Annotated in this window: 8 protein-coding genes and 1 pseudogene; all 9 read right to left on the bottom strand. The window is 61.6% G+C overall.

Annotated elements, in window-relative coordinates:
- Positions 1–588: 588 nt before the first annotated feature.
- Positions 589–2,664, bottom strand: coding sequence for an elongation factor G (fusA, locus tag BGC09_RS20390; RefSeq protein ID WP_069806051.1), 2,076 nt, complete (start codon positions 2,662–2,664; stop codon positions 589–591).
- Between the two features lie 9 nt (positions 2,665–2,673).
- Positions 2,674–3,123: a 30S ribosomal protein S7 gene (rpsG, locus tag BGC09_RS20385; protein ID WP_069806050.1), complete on the bottom strand. Its 450-nt coding sequence runs from the start codon at positions 3,121–3,123 to the stop codon at positions 2,674–2,676.
- Between the two features lie 1,673 nt (positions 3,124–4,796).
- Positions 4,797–5,255 carry a 30S ribosomal protein S12 gene (rpsL, locus tag BGC09_RS20375; protein ID WP_069806048.1) on the bottom strand — a complete coding sequence of 153 codons (459 nt, stop codon included), beginning with the start codon at positions 5,253–5,255 and terminating at the stop codon, positions 4,797–4,799.
- Positions 5,256–5,472: 217 nt separating this feature from the next.
- A pseudogene (gene rpoC, locus BGC09_RS20370) lies at positions 5,473–9,684 on the bottom strand (DNA-directed RNA polymerase subunit beta'); the annotation flags it as partial.
- A gap of 261 nt (positions 9,685–9,945) precedes the next feature.
- Positions 9,946–13,443: a DNA-directed RNA polymerase subunit beta gene (gene rpoB / locus BGC09_RS20365; RefSeq protein ID WP_069806046.1), complete on the bottom strand. Its 3,498-nt coding sequence runs from the start codon at positions 13,441–13,443 to the stop codon at positions 9,946–9,948.
- Positions 13,444–14,212: 769 nt separating this feature from the next.
- Entirely contained in the window at positions 14,213–15,067 is an 855-nt protein-coding gene (locus BGC09_RS20360; protein ID WP_069806045.1) for a hypothetical protein, read from the bottom strand.
- Positions 15,068–15,447: 380 nt separating this feature from the next.
- Positions 15,448–16,383 (bottom strand): cysteine synthase A, encoded by a 936-nt coding sequence (gene cysK, locus BGC09_RS20355; protein ID WP_069806044.1) that lies wholly within the window; start codon positions 16,381–16,383, stop codon positions 15,448–15,450.
- A 31-nt stretch (positions 16,384–16,414) separates the two neighbouring features.
- Positions 16,415–16,837, bottom strand: coding sequence for a response regulator transcription factor (locus BGC09_RS20350; RefSeq protein ID WP_069806043.1), 423 nt, complete (start codon positions 16,835–16,837; stop codon positions 16,415–16,417).
- A gap of 156 nt (positions 16,838–16,993) precedes the next feature.
- Entirely contained in the window at positions 16,994–17,434 is a 441-nt protein-coding gene (locus BGC09_RS20345) for an RrF2 family transcriptional regulator (RefSeq protein ID WP_052890681.1), read from the bottom strand.
- Positions 17,435–17,627: the final 193 nt, after the last annotated feature.

Here is a 17,627-nt window from a genome sequence, read left to right as displayed (position 1 = left end):
GTTCATCCTCACTTCTTAGTGCTCACATGCTCAGTGCAACAGACATACGGTAACGTGCCCAGGGGGTGCACCTTGCAACGGCATCGCCTCACGATTACCAGCCAAGATAGGGCAGCGCGCACTCGCTCGGGGCGAGCCAGGCTGCGTATGGTGCGAGCGCTTTCGGGAAGCGAGCGCCGCACGACGCGACTAGAGATAGAGTTAGCCAGTGGTCGCTCCTCGTCAGAGGAGGGACCGGGCGAGAGCTGGGCCGGCCCGGCAGCGGGGCCTGGTTCGCTCGACAGGCTCCACCTGCAGCCTGGACACAGCGCTCGCTCAGAACAGCGCCCTGGGAGGCCGTCCCCTGGTATCGGCTCCAGGGCTGGTGAGTGAGTGAGAGCTGGGTCTGCCAGCGACCCGCTCTTCGTGAGGGGCGGGATGGACCCGCCCAACCAGCGGCGTGACGTGAGAGGCACGGCGCGGACAGGCTTCTTGCTCCTCTCCGGCATTGGCAGAGCTGCCAGCAGAGGGCGCCGGACCTTCAGGCACGCCCATCCCACAGCGGGAAGGGAGGCGCTGCCAGTAGCAAGTCAGCAGCTATCTTCCTAGCTAGCTGGCAGCCGCCTTAGCGATAATGTCGTCCGCGATGTTGCGCGGCACTGGCTCGTAGTGGTCAAACTGCATCGAATAGCTGGCGCGTCCACTGGTCAAGGAACGCAGATCATTGACGTAGCCGAACATCTCGGCCAGCGGGACATGAGCGCGCACCACATAGACGGAGCCACGGCTCTCCATGCCGAGGATCACCCCACGGCGACGGTTGAGATCACCGATGATATCGCCGTAGAACTCCTCGGAGGTGGTCACCTCGACCAGCATCACCGGCTCCAGCAAGATGGGGCCGGCCTTGCGCGCCGCCTCTTTAATGGCCAGCGAGCCGGCGGTCTTAAAGGCCATCTCACTCGAATCGACCTCGTGATAGGAGCCGTCGAAGAGCGTGACCTTGACATCGATCATTGGATAGCCGGCGATAATGCCATTCTCCAGCGTCTCCCGGATACCGACCTCGACCGGCTTGATATACTCCTTGGGGATGACGCCACCGACAATGGCGTTGACGAACTCGAAGCCCTTGCCGGGGTTGGGTTCGACGCGAATCCAGACATCGCCGTACTGGCCGCGTCCACCGGTCTGGCGGACATAGCGGCCCTGGGCAGTTGCCTCGCGCGTAATGGTTTCGCGATAGGCCACCTGGGGGCGTCCGATATTGGCCTCGACCTTAAACTCGCGGAAGAGGCGGTCGACGATCACCTCCAGGTGCAGCTCGCCCATGCCGCGGATAATCGTCTGACCGCTTTCGGGGTCGGTGCGCACCTGGAAGGTGGGATCTTCTTCAGCGAGCTTGCTGAGGGCGATCGTCATCTTATCCTGATCCCCGCGCGTCTTCGGCTCGATGGCGATCTCGATCACCGGCTCGGGGAAAGAGATCGACTCCAGGATCACCGGGTGCTGCGGATCGCAGAGGGTGTCGCCGGTGAAGGTATTGCGCAGCCCGACGGCGGCACAAATATCGCCGGCGCGGATCTCGTCGATATCCTCGCGATGGTTGGCGTGCATGCGCAGCAAGCGACCGATGCGCTCTGTCTTGCCTTTGGTCGTATTTTCGACCGAAGAGCCTTTCGTCAGCGTACCGGAATAGACGCGCAGATAGGCCAGGCGGCCCACGAAGGGATCGGAGACGATCTTGAAAGCCAGGGCGCTGAAGGGGGCATCGTCTGCAACCGTCAGCGCGACCTGTTCACCAGTATCGGGATTGATGCCGATGGGAGGAGGAATATCGAGAGGGGAAGGAAGATAGGCAACGACCGCATCCAGCAAAGCTTGCACACCCTTATTGCGCAGGGAGGAACCACAAAGTACCGGCACCAGAGTGCCGGCAATCGTTGCTTTGCGGAGGGCAGCCCGGATCTCGTCCTTGGTAATCTCCTCGCCCTCAAGATATTTCAGGGTCAACTCCTCGTCGGTCTCGGCGACACGCTCAATGAGCGCATCGCGATGACGCCTCGCCTCTTCTTCCAACCCGGCAGGAATGGGAGTCGGCTCGGGCCGCGTGCCCAAGTCGTCGAGGAAAATGACGGCATGCTGCTCGATAAGATCGATAAAGCCCTTGAAGTCGCTCTCCGCCCCGATCGGCAGCTGGATTGGAAGAGGGTTGGCCCCCAGACGGTCACGGATCATCTGGACGGTGCGCCAGAAATCAGCTCCGACGCGATCCATCTTGTTGACAAAGCAGATGCGCGGGACATTGTACTTGTTGGCCTGGCGCCAGACGGTCTCAGACTGAGGCTCGACGCCGGCTACGGCGTCGAAGATCACAATGCCCCCATCGAGGACGCGCAGCGAGCGCTCGACCTCGGCAGTAAAGTCGACGTGACCAGGCGTATCGATGATGTTGATGCGATGGTCGAGCCAGAAGCAGGTGGTAGCAGCGGCGGTGATCGTGATCCCGCGCTCCTGCTCCTGGACCATCCAGTCCATCGTCGCAGCCCCTTCGTGCACCTCACCCATGCGGTGAATCTTCTTCGTGTAGAAGAGGATACGCTCGGTCGTTGTCGTTTTTCCCGCGTCAATATGGGCGATGATACCGATATTCCGCGTTCTTTCGAGTGAGTATTCTCTAGACATGATTAAGTATTACCAGCGATAATGGATGAAAGCCTTGTTGGACTCTGCCATCCTGTGGGTCTCCTCCCGTTTCTTGATGGTCGCACCCTGTCCAGAGGCAGCGTCCATGATCTCGTTCGCCAGCTTCTCCACCATGCTCTTGCCGGTGCGAGCGCGAGCAGAGCGGATGAGCCAGCGCATGGCGAGGGAGAGGCCACGCTCTTTGCGGACATCGACGGGCACCTGATAGGTCGAGCCACCAACACGGCGGGGCTTGACCTCGACCGTCGGAGTGGCGTTTCTGATGGCCTGCTCGAAGACCTCCAGCGCTGGGCGTTTCTGCCGCTGCTCGATTAAAGCGAAAGCCTGATAGAGGATGCGCTCGGCCAGGCTCTTCTTGCCATCGACCATCAGCTTGCCGATGAAGCTCGCGACGTTGCGACTCTGGTACTTAGGGTCCACGACTTCGAGCCGACGCACTCCACGCCGATACTCGTACTTCTTGGTTTCCTTGCTATGCTTGTCCGACTCTGACCGACGGCTAACACGTTTGCGTCTTGGCAAGGTCTCTTTTCCTCCCTTTCGCTTCGCGGTCAACACACATGCTCGCCGCCGCTCCTGCTGCCGGCCTGGGCCGACAAGCGTGGCCGCAGTCCGCTTACGCGCGCAGACGAGCATCTACGCTACGCTACGTACGTACGTATGATACCTGCCTTGTGCAAAGCACCAGAAAAGGCGTCGCTTCGATTGTAGCTGACACCTGAGCCTACAACAAACAATACTGGTTGTCCTGCCTCCTCGCTCTCCTCCCGCCGGGCCTGCTGGCCACAATGAGCAGGAAGGCGAATGCCAGATGACGGGAGGCTTGCCGAGGCTATCACCCACCCCGGCCTGGGGCAGGCACCCACCCATCGCGTTAGAGGAATGCGCTTCTGCTTCTGCTGCTCGTCGATGAGAACGGAAGCTACAATCGGATACGAACGCCTACAGCATCAGCAACGACGGTCGCCGCACCAGATCGCGGGCTACCTGACGCGCTCATGGCTTCGCTTCATCTCCACCTTGATCGACTGAGCGCTGGCACGGGTCCTTTCCCACCTGTGCGGGTAGGGCAGCAGATCTGCTGCCGCGAACGTCGCTTGTCTCCCTCGCTGGCTGCTCTTCCTTGGCGCTCCTCCCTGAAACCAGCCGGCCAGCCAGCCATGCGAGCGTTCTGCTTAGACTTCTCTCCTTCTCTCTCGTTCGCCTGCTTTTGTCAGCCAGCGCTCTTGCAGCATACAGCGAGCGCCTTCTTCCTCGCACGCACGCATGCATGCTCGCTCTCTCGCCGCCGCGGCTGGCCAGACGCGAGCGTCTGTCGCTTTCTTTCCCCTTCCGGTTACGGTGGGCACAGCGACAGAGCTGTTACTATGCGCTCCACCGGCCTCCGTTGCCGCCTTGCCTCGTGGCCGTGGCGGCTTCCGCGGTCCCACTTGCCAGGGGAGAGGCTGGCAAGCAACGCAACGGACCGGAGCCGCAGGCTGTTGCTCGCTTCGCCAGCCCGGTCTCCGGCACGCTTTGCCTCTTTATGCGCTTGCGCGTCTTCGTGCTGGTATTGTGCTGTTCGACGCTCTGGCCCAGCCCCATCCGCCGACCCGCCCGGGGTTAGGCGCTAGCAGTTTTCTTTTCCAACCTTCACTTCACCACAGGCAGCAGCGAGGATTGCCTTGCTTGTTTGTTTTGTTGGCTGGCTTGAGAGATGAGGCCAGGCCAGGGGTAGTAGCCAGCCGGTCAAGCCAGTCAGTTCAATCGTCAGTCACACTAGGGCGACCACGGCCTTGCTGTCTTTGCGCTGGCCCGCTTCTCCTGCGGCGGCGCTAGCGCGCGGCGCGGGTGAGCGAGCAGACAAACAAACGAGCGTCGCTTTCCACGAGGCACGCCAGGGCAAGCGCACATTTTTTTTGTTGCCTGCCTGGCAGAGGGACAGACGTGGAGGACACTCGACACGCATCGACCGTGAAGAACGCCGATGAGTGTGATCGAAAGTGATGCACGACCTGTAAACCGACCTACCTGAACGCTCTCAGGCGGTATCGGGCAGGGAAGCGGGGAATGTGGCGGGTCGGATGGCTATGCTTCTTGCATGCTTCTGCGCTTCAGCAGCCGCCCACGCGCTACTTCTTACCACCCCTGGCGGCTGAAGTGGCCGCCGCCTGCCCAGGCTTGGGCCGTTTGGCTCCATACTTTGAGCGACCGCGGCGACGCTTAGCAACCCCATCGCTATCGAGCGTACCGCGGATGATATGGTAGCGCACACTGGGCAGATCCTTCACGCGCCCACCGCGGATCAAGACCACCGAGTGCTCCTGGAGGTTATGGCCCTCGCCGGGGATATAGGCCGTGACCTCCATCAAGTTACTCAAGCGCACGCGCGCGATCTTGCGCATGGCCGAGTTCGGCTTCTTGGGCGTCATGGTACGGATCTGCGTACACACGCCGCGCTTCTGCGGCGCGCCGCTCATGCGCATCACACGGTTTTTCAGCGCGTTGTAGGAATACAACAGCGCTGGAGCCTTCGAGCGTCTGACTTTCTTGGAACGGCCCTTTCGGACCAGCTGATTGATCGTTGGCAACGAGCAATCCTCCCCTAACTGTCCTCTAAAGGGGCGCGCTGGTGCGCGCCCCTTCTCAATCTATGCGCGGTTGTATATGGTATCACTCATCACTCAGGCTGTCAAGAGCCACGCCGGGGGTACCGCTGCTGTGGCCGTTGCTGCCAGAGCTTCCACCCAGGCCAGCCCCGACACCGGCCACGCTGGGCGTGCCTGTCAGGCGTTGCTGGACCTGTTGCTGGCGCGCCAGCTGCTCGCGGCGTCGCTGCAGGAAGCCGGAGCCTGCCGGAATGAGCTTGCCGATGATGACGTTCTCCTTGAGGCCCACCAGGTGGTCGGTCTGGCCCTGAATGGCCGCCTCGGTCAACACGCGCGTGGTCTCCTGGAACGAGGCCGCCGCCAGGAAGCTGTCGGTGTTGAGTGAGGCCTTGGTGACGCCCAGCAGGACGGTCTGGGCGCGGGCCGGCTCACCGCCCTCGGCCAGGACGCGCGCGTTGGTCTCCGCAAAGGCGAAGCGATCGACCAGGTCGTTGGGCAGCATGTCGGTATCGCCCGGTTCCTCGACGCGCACGCGGCGCAGCATCTGCCGGATGATGATCTCGATGTGCTTGTCGTTGATGCGCACACCGGTGTTGCGGTAGATGCGCTGGACCTCTTTGACGAGGTACATCTGGACGGCTTCGCGTCCGAGGATGCGCAGGACATCCTGCGGGTCGAGATGGCCGCTGGTGATGGGTGTTCCGGCTTTGATGTACTGCCCCTGAGCGACGGCCAGGCTGCGGGCCGCTGGCACCGGATAGCTGCGCTCGTCGCGCTCCTCGGAGCGGATGGTCAGTACCCCGTTCGCGTTGAAGAGCACTTCGCCGCTGGTGCGGGCCCGCACTTCGCGCGGCTCGCTGCCGTTCTGCGGCGGCTCCAGGGCCAGCAGCTGGTCCTTCTGGACCTGGTCGTGCTCGTTGACGAGGATCTCGGCCCCAGGCGGCAGGCGATACTCGTCGAAGATGGTGTTGGTCGAGACGACGCGCACGGTGCGGCTGCCCGTGTTTTCGTCTTTGATGATTTCGACGACGCCATCGATCTCGCTGATCTCCGCCTTATCCTTGGGGACGCGCGCCTCGAACAGCTCTTCGATGCGCGGTAGACCCTGAGTGATGTCGCCCTGGGCGCCCGCGATACCGCCGGTGTGGAAGGTACGCATGGTTAGCTGCGTGCCAGGCTCGCCGATGGACTGGGCGGCAATGATGCCAACGGCCTGGCCCAGGCGCACCAGGCTGTTCTCCGCCAGGTCACGGCCATAGCACTTGCGGCAGACCCCACGGCGGGTCTGGCAGCCCAGTACGGAGCGGACGCGCACTTGCTTGACGCCCGCCGCCACCAGGGCATCGGCAATGTCCTCGGTGATCTCATCGCCGACCTCGATGAGGTGCTCGAAGCCAGGGATTGGCTCCAGCAGGATGCGCCCGGTGATGCGCTGGCGGATGTCGGGCAGCATCATCTCTTTGCTGTCCTCATCGGTAATGAGGATGCCCTCGGTGGTCTGACAATCCTCTTCGGTGACGATGACGTCCTGGGCAACGTCGATCAGGCGCCGCGTCAGATAGCCCGACTCGGCGGTACGCAGAGCAGTGTCGGCCAGCCCTTTGCGCGCTCCGTGGCTGCTGATAAAGTACTCGAGCACGCTCAGCCCCTCGCGGAAGTTGCCTCGAATGGGCACGTCGATGATCTTACCGGACGGGCTGGCCATCAGACCGCGCATACCCGAGAGCTGACGGATCTGCTGGAAACGGGCCTTGGTGGCACCAGACTTGGCGATGGTGAAGATGGCACCGTAGGGGTCCAGCGTCTGCTCGACCATCTTGGTGATGTTCTCGGTGACTTCGTTCCAGATGTCGATGGTCTGCTGGTATTTCTCGAAGTCGGTGATGAGACCCTCACGGTACTGCTCTTCCAAAGCGGCGATCTTGGCGTCGGCCTTGGCCAGCTCCTCGGCTTTGCCCTCCGGCACCTTGATGTCGCTGACGGCAATGGTGGCGCCAGCCTTGGTGGCGTAGGAGAAGCCGAGACGCTTGATCTCGTCCGCCAGTTCGCAGGTCTTGACGCGCCCATACTCCTTGTAACACTCGGAGATCAGCGCGCGCAGGTCATCCTTCCTCATCGGGTAGTTCTTGAAGCGCATGCGCTCGGGCAGCGATTCGTTGAAGATGATGCGCCCGACGGTGGTGGTGATGAGCTGACGCTGCGCATACATGGTCGGCCCTGCCGGCGGCGGCTCATCGAAGATTTGCACACCATCCATGCGCACTTTGATGAGGGCCTGCAGGTCGATGACACCATGATGGTAGGCCAGCAGGGCTTCGGTCGGGTCGGTGAAGACGCGCCCTTCGCCCTTCTTGCCCGGACGATCCTGCGTCAGGTAGAAGCAGCCAAGAACCATGTCACCGGTGGCGCCGATGGACGGCTCGCCAGTGGCCGGCAGCAGCAGGTTGCGCGTGGACATCATGTACTGCCGCGCCTCGTCCTGGGCTTTTTCGGACAGCGGGACGTGCACGGCCATCTGGTCGCCATCGAAATCGGCGTTGAAGGCCGAGCAGACCAGCGGGTGCAATTGGATGGCGCTGCCTTCGACCAGCACAGCCTCGAAGGCTTGCAAGCCCAGACGGTGCAGGGTCGGCGCACGGTTGAGCAGAACGGGATGGTCCTTGATGACTTCTTCCAGGACATCCCAGACCTCGGGCCGGACACGCTCGACGAAGCGCTTGGCGCTCTTGATGTTGTGCGCATCTCCACGCTCGACGAGCTTGCGCATGACGAAGGGCTTGAATAGCTCCAGAGCCATGCGCTTGGGTAGACCGCACTGGTGCAGCTTCAGCTCAGGGCCGACGACGATCACCGAGCGGCCAGAGTAGTCGACGCGCTTACCAAGCAGGTTCTGGCGGAAGCGCCCCTGTTTCCCCTTGAGCATGTCAGAGAGGCTCTTGAGCTTGTGGTTGCCCGAGCCGGCTACCGCTCGCCCGCGGCGCCCGTTATCGATGAGGGCATCGCAGGCCTCCTGCAGCATGCGCTTCTCGTTGCGAATGATGATCTCCGGCGCGCTCAGCTCCAGCAGCCTCTTGAGACGGTTGTTGCGGTTGATGACGCGACGATAGAGGTCGTTGAGGTCCGAGGTGGCAAAGCGCCCGCCGTCAAGCTGAACCATTGGACGCAGCTCGGGCGGCAGCACTGGCAGCACCGTCAGGATCATCCACTCGGGACGATTGCCGGACTTGCGGAAGGCCTCTACGACCTTGAGGCGCTTGGTGGCCTTCTTGCGTCGCTGGCCAACGGTCGAGCTGATCTCCTGGCGCAGCTCCATCGCCAGTTTGTCAAGATCGATATCGGCGATCAGTTCGCGCACGGCCTCGGCGCCCATGCCGGCGCGGAAGACGTTGCCGAAGGCCTCCTTCAGCTCGCGATAGCGATTCTCCTGGAGCAGGTCCATCTTCTTGAGGTTGACCAGGTCGCGACGCAGCTGCTCCAGGCGATGACGGCGGTCGGTGCGCTGCGATTCGAGCTGCGACTGCAAGAGGTCGATCTGGCCCTGGTAATCAAGGTTGAGGCGCTCGGCCTCGCGCTCGCTCTCGGCGCGCACGGCCTCCAGGGCATGGCGAGCCTGCTCGGCGATGTCGTTGCGGCAGGTCTCGGCTACTTGCTCCAGCAGCTCGATATGCTTGAGGGTGACAACCTCGCCGCGCGGGACGATGATTTGACCGGTCGGCTCGTAGACAATATCGTCTTCCGCCGGCTTGCCACGCTGGCCGCGCAGCTCAGCCAGGGTCTCGCTCTCGGCCTGGCGAGCCCGCTCTAGATCACGCTCGCGCTCCTCTTGAATCTGGCGGATGCGGGCCGCCAGGCGGGCACGCTCGTCCTGAATCTCGCTGTCGCGCTGCTCCTTGAGGCTGTCGACGCGCTCGACAACCTCCTCCTCGGTCGTCTGCTGAAGATTGGCCAGCTCGCGATCCAGCTCCATCAGGGCCTTCTGGCGCGCCTCTTCGTCGATGTGGGTGACCACGTAGAGCGCAAAGTAGAGGATGCGCTCCAGGTTGCGCGGCGACAGATCGAGCAAGAGGCCGATGCGGCTGGGAATGCCCTTAAAGTACCAGATATGGCTGACCGGAGAAGCCAGCTCGATATGGCCCATGCGCTCGCGGCGCACCTTTGAGCGCGCGACTTCGACGCCACATTTATCGCAGACGATGCCCTTGAAACGGACGCGCTTGTATTTGCCACAATAGCACTCCCAGTCCTTGGTGGGGCCGAAGATACGCTCACAGAAGAGACCGTCCTTCTCTGGCCTGAGAGTGCGGTAATTGATAGTCTCCGGTTTCGTGACCTCGCCGTAGCTCCAGCTGCGAATCTGCTCGGGGCTGGCGAGACTAATGCGAATTGCGTTGAAATCGTTGACTTCGAGCATGCTGCCTCCTGATGGGAAAGGGGAAGGCCCCGGCCCGCTCTCTGGCCTGGAACCTGCCTTGTCTGATCTGGACATGGGCGCTGATGAAAGGCAGGCGCCAGCTGACAAGCCAGCACTGAAGGCGGTCGCGGTCGATCAGGCTTGCTGGCCAGAGAGCGGGCAGGCAACGGCATAGCCCAATACGGCAGGGAAACCAGAGGGAGCACTGCAACCACTCGCCGTACAGGTTGGTTTGATGGACGGGCGCCTTCCCCGGTTCCCTTACTGATCTCCCTCGAAACCGGACAGATTAATGCCTAGCTCGGGCATGACGTCGTTCGAGCTGTCCTCAACGAACTGGATCTTCTGATCGTCCTCGTTGAGAACCTCTACGTTGATCCCCAGGCTCTGCAGTTCCTTGACCAGGACCTTGAAGGACTCAGGTACGCCCGGCTCGATGATGTTTTCGCCCTTGACGATGGCCTCGTAGGTCTTGACACGGCCTACCACGTCATCCGACTTGACGGTGAGGATCTCCTGCAGGATATAGGCCGCGCCGTAGGCTTCGAGGGCCCAGACCTCCATTTCGCCGAAGCGCTGGCCACCGAACTGCGCCTTACCGCCCAGCGGCTGCTGTGTGATCAGGCTGTAGGGGCCAGTCGAGCGGGCATGGACCTTGTCTTCGACCAGGTGGGCCAGCTTGAGCATGTAAGTATAGCCCACAGTGATCGGCTGGTCGAACGGCTCGCCGGTGCGCCCGTCGAAGAGTTGGATCTTACCGCTCTCCGGCAGGTTGGCGCGGCGCAGCAGCTCAGAGACGTCGGCCTCGCTGGCCCCATCGAAGACGGGTGTCGCGATCTTGATGCCCAAGGCCGTGGCGGCCCAGCCCAGATGCGTCTCCAGGATCTGCCCAAGGTTCATGCGGTGTGGCACACCCAGCGGGTTGAGAATAATATCGACCGGCGTGCCGTCAGGCAGGAATGGCATATCTTCGATGGGCAGGACGCGCGAGATGACGCCCTTGTTGCCGTGGCGTCCGGCCATCTTGTCGCCGGCACCGATCTTGCGCTTCTGAGCAATGCTGACGCGCACCAGCTGGTTGACTCCGGGTGGCAGCTCATCGCCGTTCTCACGCGAGAAGACCTTGACCTCGACCACCTTGCCACGCTCGCCGTGCGGGACGCGCAGCGAGGTATCCTTGACCTCACGCGCCTTCTCACCGAAGATGGCGCGCAGCAGCTTCTCCTCCGCGGTCAACTCGGTCTCGCCCTTGGGCGTGATCTTGCCGACCAGGATATCCTGCGGTCCGACCTCAGCGCCGACGTAGATGATGCCGCGCTCGTCCAGGTTGCGCAGGCCCTCCTCACCAACGTTCGGGATATCGCGGGTAATCTCCTCGGGGCCGAGCTTGGTGTCGCGCGCATCAACCTCGTACTTCTCGATATGGATCGAGGTGAAGAGATCTTCGCGGACAATGCGCTCGCTGATCAGAATGGCGTCCTCGAAGTTGCCACCCTCCCAGCTCATGAAGGCCACCAGAATATTCTGCCCGAGGGCCAGCTCGCCATCCTGGGTCGAGGAGCTGTCGGCGATCACCTGGCCGGCGCGCACGCGATCGCGCTTGCGCACGATAGGTCGCTGATTGATGCAGGTGCCAGCGTTGGAGCGCATGAACTTGCGCAGGCGATAGGTATGGATCTCGCCCTGGTTATCCATGATCTCGATGACGCGCGCCGTCGATTTGACGACTTCGCCATCCACCTCACTGACAAGCACCTGACCCGAGTCAATGGCGACCTGCCGCTCGATGCCGGTGCCACAGACCGGCGCCTGCGGTCGCAGCAAAGGCACCGCCTGACGCTGCATGTTGGCGCCCATCAGCGCGCGGTTGACGTCGTCATGCTCCAGGAAGGGGATCAGCGCGGTGGCCACGCTCACCGCCTGACGCGGTGAGACGTCCATGAAGTCCATGTTGTCCGTGCTGTCCATGATAAACTCGCCCTGGTAGCGCGCCAGCGTGCGCTCTTCGGCGAACTCGCCGTTCTCCAACAGCGGGGCATTCACCTGGGCGATCTTGTAGTTCTCCTCGTCGTCAGCGGTCAGATACTGGACCTCGTCGGTGACGAAGGCCCGGACATGGACCCAGGCGTCGCCAAGCACCTTTGACAGCTTCAAGAAGAGGTCTTCATCGACGCGCACGCGCCCATGAGCCTTGACCAGCACCTGGCCGTCCTCGTCGACCACATCCTCCCGTTCGCGCCCAACCACGCCGCGGAACTCCCGCCCGATCAGGCGCGGGTCATTGGCCCGCAGACGGCGGTAGACCTTGCGATAGGGGGTCTCGATGAAGCCGTAGGGATTGACCTGCCCGTAGGTAGCCAGGTAGCCGATCAGGCCGATGTTGGGACCTTCCGGCGTTTCGATGGGACAGATGCGCCCGTAGTGCGAGCGATGGACGTCGCGCACATCCAGACCGGCGCGCTCGCGCGAAAGGCCACCAGGACCCAAGGCTGAGAGGCGGCGCTTGTGGCCAATCTCCGCCAGAGCATTGGTCTGTTCCATAAACTGCGAGAGCTGGCTGCCACTGAAGAACTCGCGCATGGCCGCCACTACCGGGCGGATGTTGATCAGAGCGTTGGGCGTCGCCTGACCCGGCTCCTGGATGCTCATACGCTCCTTGACGACGCGCTCCATGCGCAAGAGACCAACGCGGAACTGCGACTGAATCAGCTCGCCGACGCAGCGCACGCGGCGATTGCCCAGATGGTCGATGTCATCCTTGCGCCCGTGACCGTTGTTGAGACGGATCAGACGGCGGATAATATGGACCAGGTCGTCCAGCGTCAAGACGCGAATATGCTGCGGCACCGCCAGCTCCAGCTTGCGATTGAGCTTGTAGCGGCCCACATTGCCCAGGTCATAGCGCCGCGGATTGAAGAAGAGGTTGCGCACCAGCGAGCGCGCGTTATCGAGAGTGGCAGGATCGCCGGGACGCAGCTTCTTGTAGAGTTCGAGCAGGGCCTCCTCCTCACGCTTGACCGGATCACGATCCAGCGTCGTCTGAATATAGCGCACGTTGGGATCGTCATCGGCCTCGCTGAAGGCCTGAATCATGCCCTGATCCGTCGTCAGATCCACGTCTTCGGTATGCCACTGCTCGCGGGCAATGCTGGCGACAGCGCGCAGCAGGGTAGTGACAGGCAGCTTGCGCTTGCGATCAATCTTGACGGAGAGGAGATTCTTATTGCTTGTTTCAAACTCCAGCCAGGCGCCACGATTCGGGATCAACTTGGCGGCGAAGAGCTTGCGCCCGGTGCTGGCGTCCTCTTCAGCGGTAAAGTAGACCCCCGGCGAGCGCACAAGCTGGCTGACTACGACGCGCTCGACGCCATTGATAATAAAGGTGCCCTGCTTGGTCATCAGGGGGAAATCCCCCATGAAGATATCTTTCTCGATGACCTCGCCCGTCTCCTTATTGATCAGGCGCGCCTTGACCGTCAGCGGGGCGGCATAGGTGGCGTCGCGGTCGCGACACTCATCCTCGCTGTACTTGGGCTTGCCGAATGGCTCGGGCGGGACAATAAACTCCAGACTGAGATTTTTGCCAGTGAAATCTTCAATAGGAGAGATCTCTTCAAAAACCTCGCGCAGGCCCTCTCGCTTGAACCATTCAAAGGAGTCGAGCTGGATCTGGATCAGGCCCGGCATTGGCCGTATATCCGGAATGCGCGCGAAAGAAACACGCTCCGGGAGCGCCACGGCCTTGCTGCTCACTGTCATGTGTGATATTCTCCTCTCACTAGAGCTTCACGGAGGAAAACCTTCCTTGCGCGACAGACGGCCTCTCCTTACGTAGCCCAGCTTCCTGTCTTGCCCATGCAGACAGACCAAACCAGGTCAGGCGGTTGCTGCTGTTGGTTCGTCAGGCTGCAATGGGAAAGGCAGGTACCAGGGAGGGCCTGTCTGCCCGCCAGGTCACATCTGCGTCTGCTGTCGTGAAGGGAAAGATGTCCCGAGAGGCGCCTCGGCGCACCTCTCCGGAGGATCGTGAAATCGATGATTGCTGCTGTTATCTACGGTTGCTGATAATTCCTGTGCCGGGAGCATTGCATGACAAGAAAAGTAACCGCTTCGTGCTCCCACAAGCGGTTACTCGGAATTGCTTTGTCGTCTTCGTCGTCGTTCAGTTGGCTGCTGAATCACCCACATGCACGGCCCTACACACTGACTCAGAGAGAAAAAAACATGCTGTGTGCCGCCCCTTTCCTGTCAGGGTTGCACCCAGTCACTCCTTGTCAATTGGCAATTTGAAAGTATATCCCCTACCGACGACTTTGTCAAGTCCCCCCAAGGGGGATTTTTTTGCCCCCCCCAATTTTCCCTGCCCCGCCTGCTCTCTTTTCTCTGGCGCGCCTCTGCATCCTTCGTCGCTCTCCCTTCCCTCCCCACTCCGGCCCCAGGCTCCGCCTACTGATCCAGGCGGCAGGCCGCGCTCAATCGCTCAGCCAGGCGCCAGCCAGCGAGTGCGGGGCCGGGGCGAGGTTGGGGCTCAGGCGGAAAGGGCCAGGCGTTTTTGATGCTGAACCTCGGCGAGGGCTGCCTCGATCTCCTCGCCCAGCGCTGGATTCCAGGGCCGATCGGCATCGATCCAGCGTTTGCGCAACAAGGCTAGCAGGCGCTGCTGATCGGCGCTGGAGAGCAGCTGTAGTTCTAGCAGAGACTCCGGCTCGCCGGGTGAGAGAATAGAGAGCATGAAGTCATGAATCCAGAGCGAGGTATGGCTATCGAGCCGGTAGGTCCGCGGCGCCCCCATCTGGCGGCCAAGCGAGAAGCAGCTGACCAGAATACAAGCCAGCAGCCCTAGCATGCCGACACTCAGCGCCAGCCCGGGCAGGCTGAGGAGCAGGAGCAGACCAGTGCCGAGGGTTGCCAGGACAGGATCAGCCCAGCTCTGCGCCCAGCCCAACAGGACGAGTGGAATCAGGCCCCCCAGCACCACCAGAAAGCAGAGCAAGGTGGTGCCGATCATCCAGAAGATACTGCCCAGATTTTTATGCGACAGATCGCGCACTTTCAGGCTCTGCTCCTCAATGAGCAGCATTTCTCGGCGGTAGCCCCTTTGCAGAGCATAGAGGTAGCGCAGGCTCATGAGAGAGCCAGCCAGAGCGCTCAGGATGAGATAGGCCAGCAGCGCCATCAGGACATCCTGCCACTTGAGATAGGGCGTGAAGGCATGTCCGTAGCTTCCCCAAAGCCAGCGTCCCCCCCCTAACAATCCCACTGCCGTCAGCAGGAAGGCTGCCGCTGTTAAGAGGGCCAGCAGGCTGTTGCGCACATAGGCGGAGCGCTTCAGATGAAAGCGTTGGACCTCTGTCCCGCTTTGGTGCTCTGTAATTGTGGACATCGCGCGTACCATCCCTCCCCATGTGCAGCAAAAACATCTCGGCTGGCCAGCGTCATCAGGTCTGTTGCCAGGTCGGCGCCACCCTGCTCCAGATTGGGAGAAGCGAGAGGCAAGGCGCCGTGGCGGGCTACAGCTTGCTCGTTGAGCGATGTTGAATCGATCTGGTGCTTTCTGGCATTTGGCCTGGAGGCTGGTCACAGCCGCTATGATTTAAGACGAATCAGGCGGGACTTCGGTCTCATGAGCAGGCAGTCGACAGAGCTGATCGAGAGCGATCTTGTTGCATCCACGTTGCTGAGGGTGCCTCACTTTGTGTCAGGCCCGGCCAGGATCGTTCACGGGCCACTCAGGGGGCTGGACGAAGTCAGAAGGTGGCGCCGTCAGACGCGCAGGTCGTCGAAGAGGATTGTGTGCAGGTAGCGCTCGGCGGCGCTGGGGAAGATGGTCACGATGACTTTCCCCTCGTTCTCCTGCTTCCGAGCCTCCTGGAGAGCAGCCCAGGCAACAGCGCCGCTACTGATGCCAACCGAGAGGCCCTCCTGCTCCATGATAGCGCGCGCGGTGGCGACGGCATCGTGATCGCTGACGGGAACGACCCGATCGATCAGATCGACACGCAGGGTGTCGGGAATGAAACCGGCTCCCAGGCCCTCGATGCGATGCGGCCCGGGACGCCCTCCTGAGAGGATGGCACAGGCCGCGGGTTCGACCGCTACCACCTCCACCGCTGGCTTGCGGGCGCGCAAACCCTCGGCGACCCCGGTCAGGGTTCCACCAGTGCCGACGCCGATCACTACCATATCGACAGCCCCGCCGGTGTCTTCCCAGATCTCAACGGCGGTGCCCTCGCGGTGAGCGCGAGGGTTGGCCTGATTATAAAACTGCTGGGGATACCAGGCGTTTGAGAGCGAGGTGCGCAGCTCGATCACTTTGTTGATGGCGCCGCGCATTCCCTGGTTGCCCGGGGTCAGAATCACCTGGGCCCCCAGGCGGCGCAGGAGCAGACGGCGTTCCAGACTGATGGTGTCGGGCATGGTCAGGATGCAGCGATAGCCACGGGCGGCGGCAATCCAGGCCAGGGAGATGCCCATATTCCCGCTCGTTGGCTCAGTGATGACTCCTCCCGGGCGCAGAAGACCCTGCGTCTCCGCTTCGCAGATCATCTTGAGGGCTGGACGATCCTTCAGGCTACCGCCGGGGCTGAACATCTCTAGCTTGGCCAGCACGGTAGCTCCGCAGGAAGCAGCAAACCGCTTCAGCTCAACCAGCGGGGTACGACCGACCAGTTCTGTTGCATCCTTGGGCCAGCGCGCCATGTTCACCTACCTGCCTGCCTGTTTGTTTGATCTAGCCTTGGGCTGGCTCGGCTTGCTCCGGCTCCTCGGCGAGCAGGGCGCGCATGAGAAAGAGGAGTTCTTGCACGCTGAAGGGTTTACGCAGCATCAACCCCGTATGCAAGCCCATGCGATGCAGCTCCCACTCGTAGCTACCGGTGATGACAATAATTGGGATATGCCTGGTTTGACTATGGCCGCGCAAGATCCTGTAGAGGGAGACGCCGTCGAGGTTGGGCAAACCTACATCGAGTAGGATCAAATCAGCCCCGATACCGGGCAATTGCTCACGGGCTTCCTGCCCATCGGGAAAGACGTGCAGCTGCCAGGAACTGACGGTTGTGATGACCGCCTGAACCATCTCGATGAGGCGTGGATCGTCCTCTACTAGAGCGATTACCTTTGTCTTCTTGGCTTTTTGCACAGGAACAGCCACGTCTTACTACCCTTCCCCTTCAGGTCAGCGGACAACTGCCGCCTGCCTGCCGCTGCCTATCTCTAGTCCAGGCCGCCAACCGGCTCCTACCCGCCACCCGCCGCTTCCATGAGCGGCAGCTCGCTTTGCCCGGACTAGCGAGAGCTACTAGATATACTAGATATAGTACATGGTCTCTGCAGCAGCGCCCGTGCGATGGCGCTGCGCCAGCTCCTCGATGGTGGTCGAGAGCAGAATCTGCCAGGTCATCTCATCGATCTTCTGCCAGACCTCGCGCAAAGCACAGCCTGGCGACAGCTCACAGACACCAGGCGAAGGCAAACATTTCATCGGCGGGACGTAGCCCTCCAGGGCCCGTACCACTTCAGCCATAGTAATCTGAGAGGGCGGCCTTGCCAGCATATGCCCACCTTTGGGACCGCGCACACTCTTGACCAGTCCTTCCTTGCGCAGCGCCATCAGGATCTGATCAAGGTAATGCTCAGGAATATACTGCCGACTGGCAATATCCGCACTTTCAACCGGTCCCTGTCCATAGTAGGCCGCCATGTCGAGCATGGCTCGCAGTCCGTAGTCACCTTTCATAGTGAGCTTCATAGGCCTATTCCTTTCTTGAGTATCCTCTCGCTTGCAGTATCCTCTTGCAGATGGACAGGGCTACGAACCTTTTGACCCCTGCTGCTTGCTCTTGCCTCTGTGTTACAGGACAAGGACGTGCTTCTAGCGCTAGGATATATCAATTGTGAATCACTGTCAATGGCCGCTTCTCTGAACGCTGCTCCCCTGAACG

Source organism: Thermogemmatispora onikobensis (assembly GCF_001748285.1).
Classification (GTDB): domain Bacteria; phylum Chloroflexota; class Ktedonobacteria; order Ktedonobacterales; family Ktedonobacteraceae; genus Thermogemmatispora; species Thermogemmatispora onikobensis.
This window is presented reverse-complemented; position numbering and strand designations above follow the sequence as displayed.

What these genes read in the sequence shown, in the direction of transcription:
- fusA (WP_069806051.1), bottom strand. Translation starts at nt 2,664, where the DNA reads ATGTCTAGAGAATACTCACTCGAAAGAACGCGGAATATCGGTATCATC.
- rpoB (WP_069806046.1), bottom strand. Translation starts at nt 13,443, where the DNA reads ATGACAGTGAGCAGCAAGGCCGTGGCGCTCCCGGAGCGTGTTTCTTTC.
- BGC09_RS20360 (WP_069806045.1), bottom strand. Translation starts at nt 15,067, where the DNA reads ATGTCCACAATTACAGAGCACCAAAGCGGGACAGAGGTCCAACGCTTT.
- cysK (WP_069806044.1), bottom strand. Translation starts at nt 16,383, where the DNA reads ATGGCGCGCTGGCCCAAGGATGCAACAGAACTGGTCGGTCGTACCCCG.
- BGC09_RS20345 (WP_052890681.1), bottom strand. Translation starts at nt 17,434, where the DNA reads ATGAAGCTCACTATGAAAGGTGACTACGGACTGCGAGCCATGCTCGAC.